Origin of the sequence: Polynucleobacter sp. TSB-Sco08W16 (genome assembly GCF_018687455.1) — a bacterium.
Classification (GTDB): Bacteria; Pseudomonadota; Gammaproteobacteria; order Burkholderiales; family Burkholderiaceae; genus Polynucleobacter.
Genome location: NZ_CP061291.1, coordinates 561,628 through 577,425, shown reverse-complemented (window position 1 = coordinate 577,425; position 15,798 = coordinate 561,628). Strand labels below are relative to the sequence as shown.

General features: G+C 46.8%; 14 protein-coding genes and 1 pseudogene. 9 read left to right on the top strand and 6 right to left on the bottom strand.

The genetic code is table 11. From position 1 onward, the window contains the following. Positions 1 to 576 (top strand): chorismate lyase, encoded by a 576-nt coding sequence (locus tag FD961_RS03045; protein ID WP_215394052.1) that lies wholly within the window; start codon positions 1 to 3, stop codon positions 574 to 576. On the opposite strand, the gene FD961_RS03040 is transcribed toward FD961_RS03045, so the two are convergent. Further along, complete coding sequence (locus FD961_RS03040; RefSeq protein WP_215394051.1) at positions 566 to 1,393, bottom strand: uroporphyrinogen-III synthase; 828 nt, start codon at positions 1,391 to 1,393, stop codon at positions 566 to 568. The genes FD961_RS03045 and FD961_RS03040 overlap by 11 nt on opposite strands. Before the next feature lie 16 nt (positions 1,394 to 1,409). Then, positions 1,410 to 2,387 (bottom strand): hydroxymethylbilane synthase, encoded by a 978-nt coding sequence (gene hemC / locus FD961_RS03035; RefSeq protein ID WP_251371315.1) that lies wholly within the window; start codon positions 2,385 to 2,387, stop codon positions 1,410 to 1,412. 43 nt (positions 2,388 to 2,430) lie between these two features. Between hemC and argH the strand changes: the two genes are divergently transcribed. From argH to FD961_RS03015, 4 genes are all read left to right on the top strand, one after another. Further along, on the top strand, positions 2,431 to 3,849 hold the full coding sequence (gene argH / locus FD961_RS03030; protein WP_215394050.1) for an argininosuccinate lyase: 1,419 nt from the start codon (positions 2,431 to 2,433) through the stop codon (positions 3,847 to 3,849). Between the two features lie 5 nt (positions 3,850 to 3,854). After that, positions 3,855 to 4,406: a TRAP transporter small permease subunit gene (locus FD961_RS03025; RefSeq protein WP_215394049.1), complete on the top strand. Its 552-nt coding sequence runs from the start codon at positions 3,855 to 3,857 to the stop codon at positions 4,404 to 4,406. Next, entirely contained in the window at positions 4,403 to 5,929 is a 1,527-nt protein-coding gene (locus FD961_RS03020; protein WP_215394048.1) for a TRAP transporter large permease subunit, read from the top strand. The genes FD961_RS03025 and FD961_RS03020 overlap by 4 nt, the downstream gene beginning before the upstream one ends. Positions 5,930 to 6,038: 109 nt before the next feature. Further along, positions 6,039 to 7,295 carry a hypothetical protein gene (locus FD961_RS03015; protein WP_215394047.1) on the top strand — a complete coding sequence of 419 codons (1,257 nt, stop codon included), beginning with the start codon at positions 6,039 to 6,041 and terminating at the stop codon, positions 7,293 to 7,295. A 31-nt stretch (positions 7,296 to 7,326) separates the two neighbouring features. Here FD961_RS03015 and FD961_RS03010 read toward each other — a convergent pair whose 3' ends face one another. From FD961_RS03010 to FD961_RS02995, 4 genes are read right to left on the bottom strand one after another with little or no spacing between them, the layout of a single operon-like run. Further along, positions 7,327 to 9,594 carry an arginine/lysine/ornithine decarboxylase gene (locus FD961_RS03010; RefSeq protein WP_215394046.1) on the bottom strand — a complete coding sequence of 756 codons (2,268 nt, stop codon included), beginning with the start codon at positions 9,592 to 9,594 and terminating at the stop codon, positions 7,327 to 7,329. Beyond that, positions 9,591 to 10,505, bottom strand: a complete 915-nt coding sequence (locus tag FD961_RS03005) for an ion channel (protein ID WP_215394045.1) — start codon at positions 10,503 to 10,505, stop codon at positions 9,591 to 9,593. Before FD961_RS03005 ends, FD961_RS03010 begins: the two co-directional genes overlap by 4 nt. Before the next feature lie 13 nt (positions 10,506 to 10,518). Further along, positions 10,519 to 11,085 (bottom strand): dCTP deaminase, encoded by a 567-nt coding sequence (gene dcd, locus FD961_RS03000; protein ID WP_071464932.1) that lies wholly within the window; start codon positions 11,083 to 11,085, stop codon positions 10,519 to 10,521. A gap of 40 nt (positions 11,086 to 11,125) precedes the next feature. Then, the gene (locus FD961_RS02995) at positions 11,126 to 11,968 is read right to left on the bottom strand and encodes a formate dehydrogenase accessory sulfurtransferase FdhD (protein ID WP_215394044.1); all 843 of its coding nucleotides are present in this window, start codon (positions 11,966 to 11,968) and stop codon (positions 11,126 to 11,128) included. Between the two features lie 141 nt (positions 11,969 to 12,109). Here FD961_RS02995 and metG point away from each other — a divergent pair. The 4 genes and pseudogenes from metG to panC all read left to right on the top strand — a co-directional run. Next, a pseudogene (gene metG / locus FD961_RS02990) lies at positions 12,110 to 13,774 on the top strand (methionine--tRNA ligase); the annotation flags it as partial. A gap of 109 nt (positions 13,775 to 13,883) precedes the next feature. Continuing rightward, positions 13,884 to 14,072: a DUF3460 family protein gene (locus tag FD961_RS02985; RefSeq protein WP_071464930.1), complete on the top strand. Its 189-nt coding sequence runs from the start codon at positions 13,884 to 13,886 to the stop codon at positions 14,070 to 14,072. Further along, positions 14,065 to 14,928, top strand: a complete 864-nt coding sequence (locus FD961_RS02980) for a ScpA family protein (protein WP_071464929.1) — start codon at positions 14,065 to 14,067, stop codon at positions 14,926 to 14,928. Before FD961_RS02985 ends, FD961_RS02980 begins: the two co-directional genes overlap by 8 nt. Then, complete coding sequence (panC, locus tag FD961_RS02975; protein WP_215394042.1) at positions 14,925 to 15,776, top strand: pantoate--beta-alanine ligase; 852 nt, start codon at positions 14,925 to 14,927, stop codon at positions 15,774 to 15,776. The genes FD961_RS02980 and panC overlap by 4 nt, the downstream gene beginning before the upstream one ends. Positions 15,777 to 15,798 lie beyond the last annotated feature (22 nt).

The window sequence follows — 15,798 nt, the reverse complement described above, 5'->3', positions numbered from 1 at the left end:
ATGACTCACCGCAATCGTCTCCGTTCTGCATGGAATCGAGTCGGTTCTGGTGAAGTTCATCGGGCGCCACGAAAGTGGCAACCATGGCTAAGCGACACTGGGTCTTTAACCCAAAAAATTGAGAAGGTGATTGGGCAAAAACTGCAAGTTCAGGTTTTGCGTGATTGCCCTCAAACCTTAAATAGCGACGAGAGTCGCTATTTTCATTTCAAGATTAGACGCTGCCGCGTTCGCGAAGTGATGCTTTGTGTTGATAACACCCCTCTGGTCATGGCGCATAGCGTTATCCCTACTTTGAGTTCAAGTGGTAGTAATCACTCAGTATTGCGTCTTGGTACAAAGCCATTGGGTGCAGTGCTCTTTGCTAAAACGCGCATGCACTCCAAGGCAAAGCCATCACGTGATATTGCCCGTCTAGACAAAAGTAGCGACTTATGGAAAAAATGCTTCAAAGACCATACTGGCCTGAGCTCGCCCTTATGGGCACGACGCACCCTTTATCGCTTAAAGGGTCATCCCATTCTGGTCAATGAGATTTTCTTACCTGCTTTATTGAACTACTCCACTACGAAATAGTGAGCCAAGCCAATGTGGCTTTAATAAGAGCTTCATCACCTGGCTCGGTTGTAAATACCTCCCCAAAACCAATCAGCTCAGCGGCATCAGCAATATTGTGGTGTGGACACAATGCACTTGCACTCCCAAGCGTTTGCGCAAATTGATCTTTAGCAATATCTCCCAGATATCGCACCGCCTCAGATGACGTCAATAACCAAAGTGATTTACTGAAATCCATTTCCCCAATAGCTTGCCATGCTGGATTATCAACATCCAAAGGAATGCGAGTGTAGATAGAAATAGCCTCTATGGTGGCACCTGCTTTTTTCAGGGTATCGGCCAACCAATCTCGGCCGCCCTCGCCTTTAAAAATCACAATCTTTTTATTAGTCCAATCCCACTTTAGGCCCTGCAGCTCTTGCCATAAGCCCTCTGAATCCCAGTGCTCATTACTTGCTGGAATCACAATTGGCGTTGGGGTTTCTTCAAATCCAATACCGTGATTTTGCAATGCCAACTTACTACTACCACCCATTACACCAATAGGAATGATCTTCTTGGAAAAATCTTGCCAATCTCGTTCTAGTAAACGCATGACAGATTCAATCGCATTAGGGCTAACAAAGATCGCTAGATCGGCATCCTTTAATGCGCTGGCAATATGATCAGCCAGTGCTAAATTGTCCTTAGGAACAATGGTCAACAAGGGGAGTGACAGTATTTCAGGGAAGGTTCGCTTAGCTACCCCACTCTTCTCGATCGCTTGGGTGAGCACCTCAATCAATTGCCTTGCTTGACCACTGGGCCTAGTAATGACAATAGTTTTCGTACTCATCGTTATTACTGGATTCTTATTTAACTATCTTCGGGATTAAATCAGCAGCGCCTTGCGATAGCAGATCTTGCGCTACTAAAAGCCCTAGTGCCTCGGCATCATCTACTGATTTGACAGAAGCATTTCCATTAGCGAGGCAGATTTCTTTGCCATCCGTACTAGCAACAAAGGAGCGAATTTGCATTTGATTTTGTTCCCAAACTGCATAGGCTGCCAGAGGCACTTCACATGAACCGCCTAGTTGACGAGAAACCATCCGCTCTGCAGAAACGGCATACAAAGTCGGCAAGTCGTTGAGTGGTGCCAGCCATTGTTTAATGTTGGGGTGTTTGCTCAGCGTCTCAATGCCAAGCGCACCCTGACCTGCTGCTGGTGTATAGGGATCGCAAGGAAGGTAGGCGCGTATGCGACTTTCTAAACCTAAGCGTTTTAAGCCTGCTGCTGCCAAAATAATTGCTTGATACTCGCCATGATCTAGTTTGCCCATGCGTGTATCCAAGTTGCCACGTAAGGGTTGAATTTCTATATGGGGAAACTTTGCGCGCAAAACTGACTCACGACGTAGGCTCGATGTACCAACAACGGCGCCTTTTGGGAGATCCTCTAGGCTAGCGTAATCATTAGATACGAAGGCATCACGCGCATCCTCTCTCTCCATCACGCAAGCAAGATCAAATCCCTCAGGCATCACCATAGGCACATCCTTGAGAGAGTGCACCGCTAAATCTGCACGCCCATCTTCTAGTGCAGCTTCTAATTCTTTTACAAAAAGGCCTTTGCCGCCCACTTTAGAGAGCGCTCGATCCAAAATCTGGTCTCCTCGGGTAGTCATCCCCAGAATCTGCACATCACAGCCTGGATAGAGCTTTTTGAGGCAATCTCGCACATGCTCCGCCTGCCACATGGCTAAACGGCTTTCACGGGAGGCGATCACAAGGCGCTTAGGGGCTGCTGGCGCGGGGGATGGGGATGCAGAATTCAGGGTTTGGGGCATAACATTTAAAATAATCAAAGACCTACACCAATATACTGTGTTTATGAGCTCATCCAAAAATTCCTTAGCCAACAAAGCCCAAGCTTGGTCGGCCCGTTTTACCGAACCCGTTGACGAACTTGTTCAGCGCTATACAGCCTCCATCGGCTTTGATCAACGTTTTGCTATGGTTGATATCGCCGGCTCCTTGGCGCACGCCCAGATGCTGGCAAACCAAAAAATCATCAGCGCCCAAGATTTAGCCGATATTCAAAAAGGTATGGCTCAAATTAAGAGTGAAATTGAGGCTGGTGAATTCGACTGGCAATTAGCGCTTGAAGATGTGCATCTCAATATTGAGGCCCGCCTCACAGCATTAGTTGGTGATGCTGGCAAACGTTTACATACTGGCCGTTCACGTAACGATCAAGTGGCAACCGATTTACGCCTCTGGCTACGCGGTAGCGTAGATGAGATTGCCGCTACTTTAAAAATGCTGCGTTTGGCTTTGCTAGATTTAGCAGAGAAGCATGCTGCAACCATCATGCCAGGTCACACCCATTTACAAGTGGCGCAACCCATTACTTTTGGTCATCACTTAATGGCCTATTACGAAATGTTTAGTCGTGATGCAAGTCGTCTTGCAGATTTACGTGCTCGCTTTAATCGCTTGCCTTTAGGCGCTGCTGCATTGGCAGGCACTACCTACCCAATCGATCGTGAACAAGTAGCTAAAAATCTGGGTTTTGATGGCATCTGCAATAACTCATTAGACGCGGTATCTGATCGCGACTTTGCTATTGAGTTCTGCGCCTTCGCATCGATCCTAATGATGCATATCTCCCGCCTCTCTGAAGAGCTGGTGCTGTGGCTGAGTCCACGCTTTGGCTTTATTGATTTACCAGATCGCTTTTGCACTGGTAGCTCCATCATGCCGCAGAAAAAGAATCCCGACGTCCCAGAATTGGCACGTGGCAAGACCGGCCGTGTCTATGGTGACTTGATCTCTTTACTAACGTTGATGAAGAGTCAGCCGCTTGCATACAACAAAGATAATCAAGAAGATAAAGAACCACTATTTGATGCGGTTGATACAGTGCAAGACACTTTACGTATCTTTGCCGATATGGTTCCGCATATCGAAGTAAAAGCTGATGTTATGAAAGCGGCCGCTGAAGAGGGTTTTGCAACGGCGACAGACTTGGCTGACTACTTGGTGAAAAAGGGCTTGGCCTTCCGTGATGCCCATGAGGCTGTGGCACATGCTGTTAAAGCTTGTGTCGGCAGAAATTGCATGTTGACCGATTTAAGTCTTTCCGAATTGCGCTTTGCATGTGGCTTAGATAATCGCCCTGAGATGATCAGTGATGATGTCTTTGCGTTGTTAACGGTGGATGGCTCCGTGCAATCTCGCCAACATGCAGGTGGCACAGCTCCCGCACAAGTCCTTGCTGCAATCAAACGGGGTCGTGCTGACCTCTAAAGCGAATGGGGTTTTGGTCCAAGCTCTCTAGGGGCATTGATCACATTAATCAGATGCTTGGTAATGCAGCCAGCATCATGATTTTGTTGTCTTGCATAGTTTCAGCAGCGAATGCCCTGCTTCGCTACGGTTTTGATATCAGCAATAACTGGCCACTAGAGCTACAGTGGTATCTCTTTAGTGCATCCGTCATGCTGGGTGCCTCCTATACTCTCAAACGCAACGAACACGTCCGCGTTGATCTGATTTACTCTCATCTGTCTGATCGCGGCAGGCTTTGGGTTGATCTATTTGGACTTATTTTCTTCTTGATGCCCGCCTGTTTATTGTTTTGCTGGCTATCGTGGACTTCATTGTTCTATCCATCCTGGCTAGTTGGAGAAGGCTCCATGAATTCTGGGGGACTGGCTCGTTACCCTATTAAATTTGTTGTGCCATTTGGATTCTTCATGCTTAGCTTGCAAGGTATCTCAGAAATCATCAAACGAATCGGCGCTCTCAAAGGTGAAGTCACCTTGCCGGCAGAAGACCTTCATTACGAAAAGCCGATGCAATGATTCCATTGGAATGGATGCCTCCTTTCATGTTCGGCGGCCTTGTCATCTTTATGTTGATTGGCTTTCCGGTAGCGTTTTCTCTGATGGCGGCAGGTCTATTCTTCTCCGTCATTGCGATGACCGAGGGCTTTTTTGGAATGCCCTTCTTACAGGCCATTCCTCAACGTATCTTTGGCAGCGTACTAGCTAATGATCTTTTATTAGCCATCCCCTTCTTCACTTTTATGGGGGCTATTCTTGAGCGCTGCGGTCTTGCGGAAGAGATGCTGGACTCCATGGGACAACTCTTTGGAAGAGTGCGCGGTGGTCTAGGCTACTCCGTCATCATCGTCGGCTTTATTCTGGGTGCCATTACCGGCACAGTAGCTGCTCAGGTAATCGCTATGGCGATGATCTCTTTACCTGTGATGATGCGCTACGGCTACAACATGCGCTACGCTACGGGCGTTTTAGCAGCTTCTGGAACCATTACACAACTTGTTCCGCCCTCTTTAGTTCTTATTGTTCTAGCGGATCAACTTAAAACCCAAAGTGGCAGTGCTGATGTGGGCAGCATGTACTTAGGGGCTTGGGGTCCATCGCTCTTGCAAATAGGTCTGTTTGCTCTTTATACGTTTGTTCTGTCACGCGTTCGGCCGGACTATTTACCGCCCGTTCCTGAGGGCGACCTCACTCTTAAGGGCTGGGCGCTCTGGAAAAAATGCCTCATGGGCATTATTCCGTCAGCCGTGCTGATCTTTTTAGTGCTCGGGACAATCATGACCGGTATCGCCACCCCGACAGAGTCTGGTGCAATGGGTGCGATGGGTGCTTTACTGCTTGCGTGGATTCGGAGGGCTAGCATTCCTAACCTGAAGGGGCTTATTAAAGAGGCCTATCAGAACACCATGCGCATCACTGCAATGGTAGTGTTCATTCTGATTGGATCTACCTGTTTCTCAGTAGTCTTTCAGGGTGTTGATGGCGGCCACTGGGTAGAGCAACTATTCTCTAACTTGCCAGGCGGCTGGATTGGATTTTTAATCGTCGTCAATCTCTTTGTCTTCTTCTTGGCATTCTTCTTAGACTTTTTTGAGATAGCCTTTATCGTAGTGCCTATGCTGGCACCCGTTGCCGTCAAGCTACTCTCACCCGTATTGCTCGATTCCATGAATGGCAATCCTCAAGCAGCAGCGAGTGCAGCACTGGTTTGGTTTGGCGTGATGTTGTGTGTGAATATGCAGACCTCATTTATGCATCCACCCTTTGGCTTTGCTCTCTTCTATTTAAGAGGCGTAGCACCCAAAGAAGTCAAAAGCAGCGATATCTACTGGGGCGCCCTGCCTTGGGTCGGCTTACAACTCGTGATGGTGGTAGTGGTCATGGCCTTCCCGGCTTTAGTCACGACCCTACTAGATAAGCCCGCTGCTATTGTTCAGAGTCAGGATTTCAACTTCACAGGCGAAGAAGGCAAGTCAGACTCGGCTGGCAAAGCAGATGAGGATACCCCGGTAACCTTTCAGCTTGATAAGTCCACTAAATAGGTCTTGCCGCAAGCTTTAGTAAGGCTAATTGCCCTAAATTTGTGCCTTGGCCCAATCTTTTTAGCAAAAAACCATTACGCTAGCAAAACTATTCTTACCAATTAAAAAAATGAACTTACTCTCCAGAGCTTGTAGAACGATTGCTGCCTTTACTGTGATGATTGCGCTTGGCGGCTGTAATACCCCGATGGCTCCTGACTTTAGTGAGATGTCTGCAAAATATGCAAATATTTTGGAGCAATACCAGATCAATATGATCTTTCAGAACATCTTACGTTCTTCAGAAAATCGCCCTGTCAGTTTCTTGGATATGCCCAATATCAATGGCTCTGGTTCGATTACAGTCAATCCATACGCCAGCGGATTTTTTTCAGGCGGCATCATTCCATACAATGCGGCCTACCTTCCGATCAATGGTGGCTTAAATAGCATTACGCCAGGAGTTTCATTATCGGTTGGCAATAGCTTTAACTTTACTCAATCCTCTCTTGATAATGCGGTATTTTGGAAGGGTTACCTCAATGAACTTCCAATCGAGGATGTGAAATATTTTGAACATAATCACATTCCAAAAGAGGTTCTCTTAAGCTTAGTGGTAGATGAAATTGAAATCACAAAAGCCAATGGTGAGTCGCTCACGCTGATTAATAACCCCTTGAGGCCTGACCATCCTGAATTCCAAAAACACCTTTATAAGCTGATCTCGTATGGTCTTGGAGCTTATGTAGTAGATACTTCGCAAAAAATTGGGCCGCCTCTTACTGTTGCTCATTTGAAGTCTACCTTCGGTGACAATGCTTTTGAAGCGATGAAAGCATCGGGGATCGTATTACAAAAAGTAGGCGACTCTTCTGAGCTCAAGTTTCAGCCAATCCAGGTATCTAAAAAATATAAACTTTGTATCAATACAAATAAGTATGAAAATTTTGTTCGCCAAGAATATGGTGACAGCATTTTTTGCCAAGAAACCCTTGCGCAAGGGATCAATCAGCCCAGTCCTGAGAAAAAGTCGCAGCCTAAGTTAAATATTCGTATTCGCTCAACGAATAATATTTTTGAATATTTAGGGCAAGTAGTAAAAGCTCAACTAGCTGAAAAGCCTTACATGGTGACCTTGCCACCAACTGCAACTACATTTAATAGCAATACAAGCAAGTCCAACGAATACGCTCTTTTTGTGGTGAATAAAAATCAATCTACCCCAAGACCGTTTTCAAATATCGAAGGTTTGGATGGCAATCTCTATAGCATTCCAAGCGAAAACAACGGCTACTCACCTCTAGCCATCAAATTACTATCGCAGTTCATGTCGCTTCAAAAGATTCCGGGAAGTATCCCCGCCTCTCCTTCAGTCCTCCTGAAGTAGTAATAAATAAGGCCCCTAGGGGCCTTATTTATTAGAGGGTGATGTCTCTTTCCTGTCTCACACAGTCGACGTAATACTCGCTGCGACCATCGACATCGGCCTTCACGAGACCATGAATATCAGTCTCAAAGCCTGGGAACTTGGCATTGAAGTCTCTTGCAAAATAGAGGTAATCAACAATCCGTTTGTTAAAGCGCTCACCCGGAATTAAGAGCGGAATACCTGGCGGATATGGCGTAACTAACATCGCTGTAACGCGGCCATCTAGTTGATCAAGCGGAACACGATCCACTTCTTTATGCGCCATCTTGGCCCAAGCTTCAGATGGCATCATGGCTGGCTCCATATCGGAGGTGTACATCTCCGTAGTCATACGCGCAACATCACGACTCTTATAGAACTCATGAATTTGCTGGCAGATATCTTTGAGGCCGACGCGCTCATACCGTGGATGCTTAGCTACAAACTCAGGCAAGACCTTCCATAGCGGAGCATTTTTATCGAAATGGTCTTTGAACTGTTGCAATTCAGTTACGAGCGTATTCCAGCGGCCTTTAGTGATACCAATGGTGAACATAATGAAGAAGGAGTACAAGCCGCACTTCTCTACGATCACACCATGTTCAGCCAAATATTTGGTAACAATGCTCGCTGGAATACCCATAGATCCAAAGTTACCTTCGATATCCAATCCAGGGGTGACCACAGTTGCCTTAATTGGATCGAGCATATTGAAGTCTTTGGCAAGCTTACCAAAATCATGCCAGCTTGCGTTCGGCTCTAATACCCAATCAGAGCGCTCTCCAATACCCTCTTCCGCCAAATGATCTGGGCCCCAGACCTTAAACCACCAGTCGGCACCAAACTTATCATCCACTTCGCGCATCGCACGGCGGAAGTCCATCGCTTCAGCAATGGATTCCTCCACCAGGGTTGTGCCGCCAGGAGACTCCATCATCGCCGCAGAGACATCGCATGAGGCAATAATCGCGTACTGTGGACTTGTTGAGGTGTGCATGAGATAGGCCTCGTTAAAGCAATCTCGATCTAACTTAGTATCTTCTGCATCCTGAACCAACACTTGTGAAGCTTGTGACAATCCAGCCAATAACTTATGGGTAGATTGGGTAGCAAACATCAAACTTTTCTTGGTGCGCTTGCGATCCGATCCGATCGCATGCATATCTTTATAGAACGGATGGAAAGCAGCATGCGGTAACCAAGCCTCATCAAAATGCAATGAATCTACTTTGCCATCGAGCATCTCTTTAATCATTTCAACGTTGTACACAATACCGTCATAAGTACTCTGGGTCAGAGTCATGACACGTGGCACGACATTCTTGTTCTTGATAAAAGGATTAGCATCAATCTTTTTCTGGATATTTTTCCACTCAAACTCTTCTTTAGGTATTGGGCCAATAATGCCCAAGTGATTTCGAGTTGGCATTAAGAAGATTGGAATCGCGCCCATCATGGTGATGGAATGAATGACTGACTTATGACAATTGCGATCAACCAGAACTACATCGCCAGGAGCTACGGTCGAGTGCCAAACAATCTTGTTCGATGTAGAAGTGCCATTAGTTACGAAAAACAAGTGGTCAGCATTAAAGATGCGAGCTGCATTACGCTCGCTCTGCAATACAGGTCCTGTATGGTCCAGAAGTTGCCCTAACTCTTCCACCGCATTACAAACGTCAGCACGCAACATGTTCTCGCCAAAGAACTGGTGAAACATTCGGCCTACAGGACTCTTTAAGAAAGCAACGCCGCCTGAGTGCCCAGGACAATGCCATGAATAAGAACCTTCAGAGGCGTAATTGGTCAGCGCACGGAAGAATGGCGGCGCAAGTGAATCCAAATAGACCTTTGCTTCGCGAATAATGTGACGCGCCACAAACTCTGGCGTATCTTCATTCATATGAATGAAGCCATGCAACTCACGGAGAATGTCATTAGGCATATGGCGTGAGGTACGAGTCTCGCCATATAAGAAGATTGGAATATCTTCATTACGCTTGCGCACTTCAGTAATAAATGCACGCAAATTATTTAAGGCAGGCAGATCGTGATCTTCAGAATCAGATACGAACTCTTCATCATCAATTGAGACTATGAATGAAGAGGCACGAGATGCTTGTTGTGCGAACGAAGTTAAATCGCCGTAACTAGTGAGGCCAATGACCTCCATGCCCTCGTTCTCGATCGCCTCGGCGAGGTCGCGAATACCAGAACCCGAAATATTTTCGGAACGGAAGTCCTCATCAATGATGATGATTGGGAAACGAAATTTCATAAATACTCCCCTGCTAATTTATCCGACGTATTCGGAACCCACTTCTCAAAGTTGGCTAGGTCGATTATCCGACTGCCATCTGACGAAACCGTGACTATATCGACAAAAGTCGCATTTTGCTGCACATCTCTAGGTAAGTAAACATGGCGGGCATAGACTTGGTTGGCTAAGCTCTCGTGATAACCAGTAAAGGTAATCAGCAAATGCCAGTGACCACTCAAGGCGGTATTGCCTAGATACTCAGATAGAGGGCTGGATTCGTCAATACTATGCATCGCCGTCCAAGTTAAGGAGAAGACTGGGCTCTCGGAGCGATGAAGCGGCAGCTCTACAGAACGACGATAGCGCTCTCCCTCGGTAGTCATGCTCTCTGCAATCAACCAGAGGCGTAACTGTGCCTCAACGATATGAGAGCTCCGGTCATTGGCCACTCTAAACTTCAGCGTTTTTATACCGTCATGATTACCAACCACGGCCACCTTTGAAAACCTCACTCCAGCCGTTGGTCGTGTAAAGCGTGCAAACGCTAAACCCGTAGTTAATGCTGAATACACAATCCCAAAGAAAGCTTCAAAGGTCACAATTGAATTAGGCCAATGTCCTACTGGCGTCATCTGTCCATAACCAATGGTTGCCATAGTTTGAACACTAAAGTAGAAAACATCAATTAGAGAACCAGGCTTTGTGTTGGTGATAGCGTCAGGACCGCAGGCCAGATAAGCCAGAGCAAATAAAAGGTTTGTACCGAGATACACACAGATAACTAAGAGTAGAAACTTAGTCCAACTCGTGCCCAAGAGCCAATGGTAGAAATTATTCTCGGGGCGCGCAACCGCTGAGCGGGTCAGCGTGGCACGATATTCATCTAGGTTAATCCGCTCGGGGCGGTGACCAAGGTGAAATTTTTCCACTACCGTGAATGAATTAGGTCTTAGGCAGGGTCACGCCCCGCTGACCTTGATACTTGCCACCGCGGTCTTTATAGGATGTGCCACATACCTCATCACTCTCAAAGAAGAGTACTTGCGCGCAACCTTCGCCAGCATAAATTTTTGCTGGTAATGGTGTGGTGTTAGAAAACTCTAGAGTGACATAGCCCTCCCACTCTGGCTCGAATGGAGTGACGTTCACAATAATGCCGCAGCGTGCGTAGGTACTCTTACCAACGCAAACAGTCAATACACTACGAGGAATCTTGAAATACTCCACTGTTCTTGCCAAGGCAAATGAATTTGGTGGAATGATGCAGACATCACCCTTGAAATCGACAAACGATTGTTCATCAAAGTTCTTAGGGTCAACAATCGTGCTGTTGATGTTCGTGAAGATCTTGAATTCGTCTGCACAACGAATGTCATAGCCATAGCTTGATGTGCCATAACTCACAATTTTATTGCCGGCGGCGTCTTGGCGAACTTGCCCAGGTTCAAATGGGCTGATCATGCCTTGCTCGCCCATGCGGCGGATCCAGTGGTCAGATTTAATAGTCATGCCGGAATTGTAAAACCTTCACCCAACCCTGCCCATCAATTTATTGCTTGTTTTGGGTAAATACCACCCGCTCAGGTGCGTTATAGATCTCGAAGTGTTTACCGGAGCAGCGGGACAGGATGGTGAGGTTAGTCTTGCGAGCCAGCTCCAAGCCCATTAAGGTGACCCCCGACCGAGTCAACAAGAAAGGAATACCCATTTGAGCACCCTTGATCACCATTTCTGAGGTGAGGCGGCCAGTAGTAAAGAAAATTAAATCCTTACCCGGTTTTTCAGCTAGCCACATCAGACCAGAAATGGAGTCAACCGCGTTATGGCGACCTACATCCTCAATAAAGTGAAGGAGGCGAACTCCGTGCTCCCCATCGCGCTCAAATACGGCGCAGGCATGAACTGAGCCAGACTTTTTGTAGATCGTGTCATGAGTCCGGATAGCATCCACCAAAGCCACAATGGCCTCTTGGGACAGTTTTGGTCCATCGGGCAGTCTAATCTCAGACATCTCCTCCATCAGGCCGCCAAACATGGTTCCTTGACCACAACCAGTTGTTACTACGCGCTTGCTGGTCAAAGCATCAATATCTACAGTACTGCGGCGAGTTTTTACCGCAGCAGAATCGGTTTCCCAATCAACCTGAATACTCTCAATGTCATCAGGCGACTCCACTAGGCGCTGATTCCGTAGATACCCCAAGACCAGGGCCTCAGGGGCGCTTCCCAGGGTCATTAAGGTCACCACCTCGCGCTTGTCCAGATAAATCGTTAACGGCCGCTCTCCAGGGACATGCACCAGCTTGCTCCGTCCGGCCTCATCCATTATCTCCACCTCATGGACCAAAGGCACGGAGGCGTGTGACATTTGAATACTGGGTTTTGCAGCCATGAGGCACTTTCTAAATGAGGTCTAAAACAATTTTATCGCTTGCAATCGGGGCTTTACTTTAACCGCAGACTAAAATCATTGCTCTACCCAGCATAATTGGGGATTGATTCCATTTAACCCTCTTATTTAAGTACGCTTTACATGAGTAGCTCCCAGCGCCGCCTTCTAGTCACCTCCGCCTTACCGTATGCCAACGGTCAGATCCATATCGGCCATTTAGTGGAGTACGTTCAGACCGATATCTGGGTTCGCTTTCAGCGCATGCGTGGTCATGAAGTTCATTACGTTGGAGCCGATGACACTCATGGCACCCCAATCATGTTGCGCGCAGAAAAAGAGGGTCTTACTCCAAAAGAGCTGATTGCCAACGTATGGAAAGAGCATAAGCGCGACTTTGATAACTTCCTTATCTCATTTGACAACTACTACACCACCGATAGTCCCGAGAATGAAAAGTTAGCGCAAAGTATTTATATCAAGCTGCGTGATGCTGGCCTAATTGAGAAACGTGCGATTGAACAAGCTTACGATCCAGTAAAAGAAATGTTCTTGCCGGATCGTTTTATTAAGGGTGAGTGCCCTAAGTGCGGCTCAAAAGATCAATACGGTGATAACTGTGAAAAATGTGGTGCCACGTATTCACCTACCGATTTAAAGAATCCCTTTTCGGTAGTCAGCGGTGCAACTCCGATTAAAAAGATTTCTGATCACTATTTCTTTAAATTATCTGACCCACGTTGTGAGGCGTTCTTGCGTGAGTGGACTCAAGTAAAAACACCACTCCAACCTGAAGCTCGCAACAAGATGAAAGAATGGGTTGGCGAGCCTGGAGAAAGTAAATTAGGCGATTGGGATATCTCCCGTGATGCTCCCTATTTCGGCTTTGAAATCCCTGATGCGCCTGGCAAATACTTCTATGTATGGCTTGATGCCCCCATAGGCTACTACGCCAGCTTCCTCAATTACTGTCAGGCTAAGGGTCTTGATTTTGATGAGTGGGTTAAGCCAGACACTACGACCGAGCAATACCATTTTATTGGTAAAGACATTCTGTATTTTCATACCTTGTTTTGGCCAGCAACCCTGAAATTTGCAGGTTACCGCACGCCAACCAATGTCTTTGCTCATGGCTTCTTAACGGTTGATGGCGAGAAGATGAGTAAGTCTCGTGGCACATTAATTTCTGCAAATAGCGTGATTGAATGCGGCTTTAATCCTGAGTGGTTCCGCTATTACTTTGCTACCAAGCTTAATGACAGCATGGAAGATTTAGATTTAAATCTGAATGACTTCGTTGCTCGCGTGAATAGCGATTTATTAGGCAAGTACATCAACATTGCCAGTCGCAGTGCAGGGTTCTTGGTAAAACGTTTTGGTGGCGTTGTCTCTGATGAGGCAATGAACAATCCTTTACTCAAAGAAATCGCTGAGGCTAGTGAAAAAATTGCCGCACTCTATGAAGGACGCGAGTACGCAAAAGCATTACGTTCGATCATGGAGCTTGCCGATAAGATCAACGGTTTCGTAGATGAGAACAAGCCCTGGGAAATCGCTAAAGATCCCGCTCGCGAGCCAGATTTACAACGCGTCTGTAGCGTGACTTTGGAAGCCTTCCGCATGCTCAGCCTGTATCTCAAGCCAGTCATCCCTCAGGTTGCTGCCGGTGTAGAGCAATTCCTTTCTTTGGCACCACAATCCTGGGCAGATATTGGCACCCCACTTTCTAGCAAGAATCCTATTCAAGCCTACAAGCACCTCATGACTCGGGTGGAAGCCCCTCAAATTGAGGCTTTGCTGGCTGCAAACTTGTAAAAAAGGGCCTAAAAAGCACCTATAATGGTGTTCGTAGTCCTCAATTCACTTTTATCACTAACTTTATAAGTTATTGAATTTATTGAGTATTTTAGGAAATGTCATGGCTAGATATCAATCTGAATTCACCCAGTTCTTAAATGAACTTAAAACCGAGAAACCCAACCTCGAGGCAGAGCAGCAGGCTGGCCGCGCCCTCCTTTGGGATAAAGAGCCACTGAGCGTTGAAGATCAGCGTCGTGCAAAAGCTGCTCAATTAAAACAACGCGCTTACGTTTATTCGAATGACTGAGCCAAGCACTCAGCCGATATCCGATTTACTTGATAGCACTCCATCGGTAACCGATGGAATGTCGGAAGCATTCGCCAAGCTTTATGGCGAACCGCTTTTTAAGCTTCCTACTGACCTCTATATTCCACCCGATGCGCTAGAGGTTTTTCTAGAAGCATTTGAAGGGCCCCTGGATCTTTTGCTCTACCTGATTCGTAAGCAAAACTTCAACGTGCTAGATATTCCGATGGCACAGGTTACTCAACAGTACCTGAGCTATATCGACCAAATTCGTCATCACAACCTTGAACTTGCTGCTGAGTATTTATTGATGGCCGCAATGTTGATTGAAATTAAATCTCGCATGCTCTTGCCAATGAAGAAGGCAGATAGCGAAGAGGAAGTAGAAGACCCTCGCGCAGAATTAGTTCGTCGCCTATTGGAATACGAGCGCATGAAACTTGCCGCGCAAGAGCTCGATCAAATTCCACAACAAGGTCGCGACTTCCAAGTGGCCCATGGTTTTGTGGATACCACCGTTGCAATTACTTGGCCAGAAGTCAACCTAGAAGATCTGCAAATGGCATGGCGTGACGTACTTCACCGCGCAAAACTGACTCAGCACCACACCATTACTCGTGAAGAACTCTCTGTCCGTGACTTCATGACTCGCATCTTGCGTCGCCTACAAAATACAAAATTTGTAGAGTTTAGTGAGCTGTTTGAAGATGCCATTAAGTCCGGCAAAGGTGTTCCGGTCGTGATTGTCAACTTTATCGCAATGCTAGAACTCTCTCGTGAGGCTTTAGTAGAGATTACTCAGGCTGAGCCTTATGCACCAATTTACGTGCGCCTCGCCTACACCCCTGTTGCATGAAAATTATTAGCGACATTCAGGAGTTGCGCGACCATTTGCGCGGACAAAACCGTGCCTCGTTTGTACCAACCATGGGCAACCTGCACGAAGGTCACCTATCACTAATGCGCTTAGCTAGACAGCATGGCGATCCAGTGGTGGCCAGCATCTTTGTAAACCGCTTACAGTTTGGCCCGAACGAGGATTTCGACAGCTACCCTCGCACAATGCAAGCAGATATCGAGAAGCTGGAAAAAGAAGGGGTGTACATCCTCTTTGCGCCAACTGAGCGAGACCTTTATCCACAGCCTCAAGAGTATCGGGTTGACCCACCGCAGCAGTTAGGCGATATTCTCGAGGGCGAGTTCCGCCCCGGCTTCTTTAAAGGCGTTTGTACAGTGGTCTTAAAGCTGTTTTCCTGTGTGCAACCCAAAGTAGCCGTCTTTGGTAAAAAAGATTATCAACAGTTGATGATTATTCGCAGAATGGCTAAGCAGTTTTCTCTACCGGTAGAAATTATTCCTGGTGAAACTATTCGTGCAGATGATGGTCTCGCCCTCTCTTCACGCAACGGCTACCTTTCGACAGAAGAACGTGCAGAAGCACCGGAATTACAAAAGATCTTACAAGAAGTTCGTAACCGTGTTTTACAGTTAAGCGATCGCAATGTACAGGCTTTATCTGAAATTGAAAAAGAAGCAGTTACTAAGCTCACTGGACGCGGCTGGAACCCAGATTACATCGCGATTCGCCAGCAAGGTGATCTAGCACCCGCCACTAATGAAAATCTGCAAGCGGGTGAGCCCCTAGTTATTCTGACGGCAGCCAAGCTTGGTAAAACCCGCTTGATCGACAACCTAGAGATTTAATCTCTAGTCAGAAGATATTCAG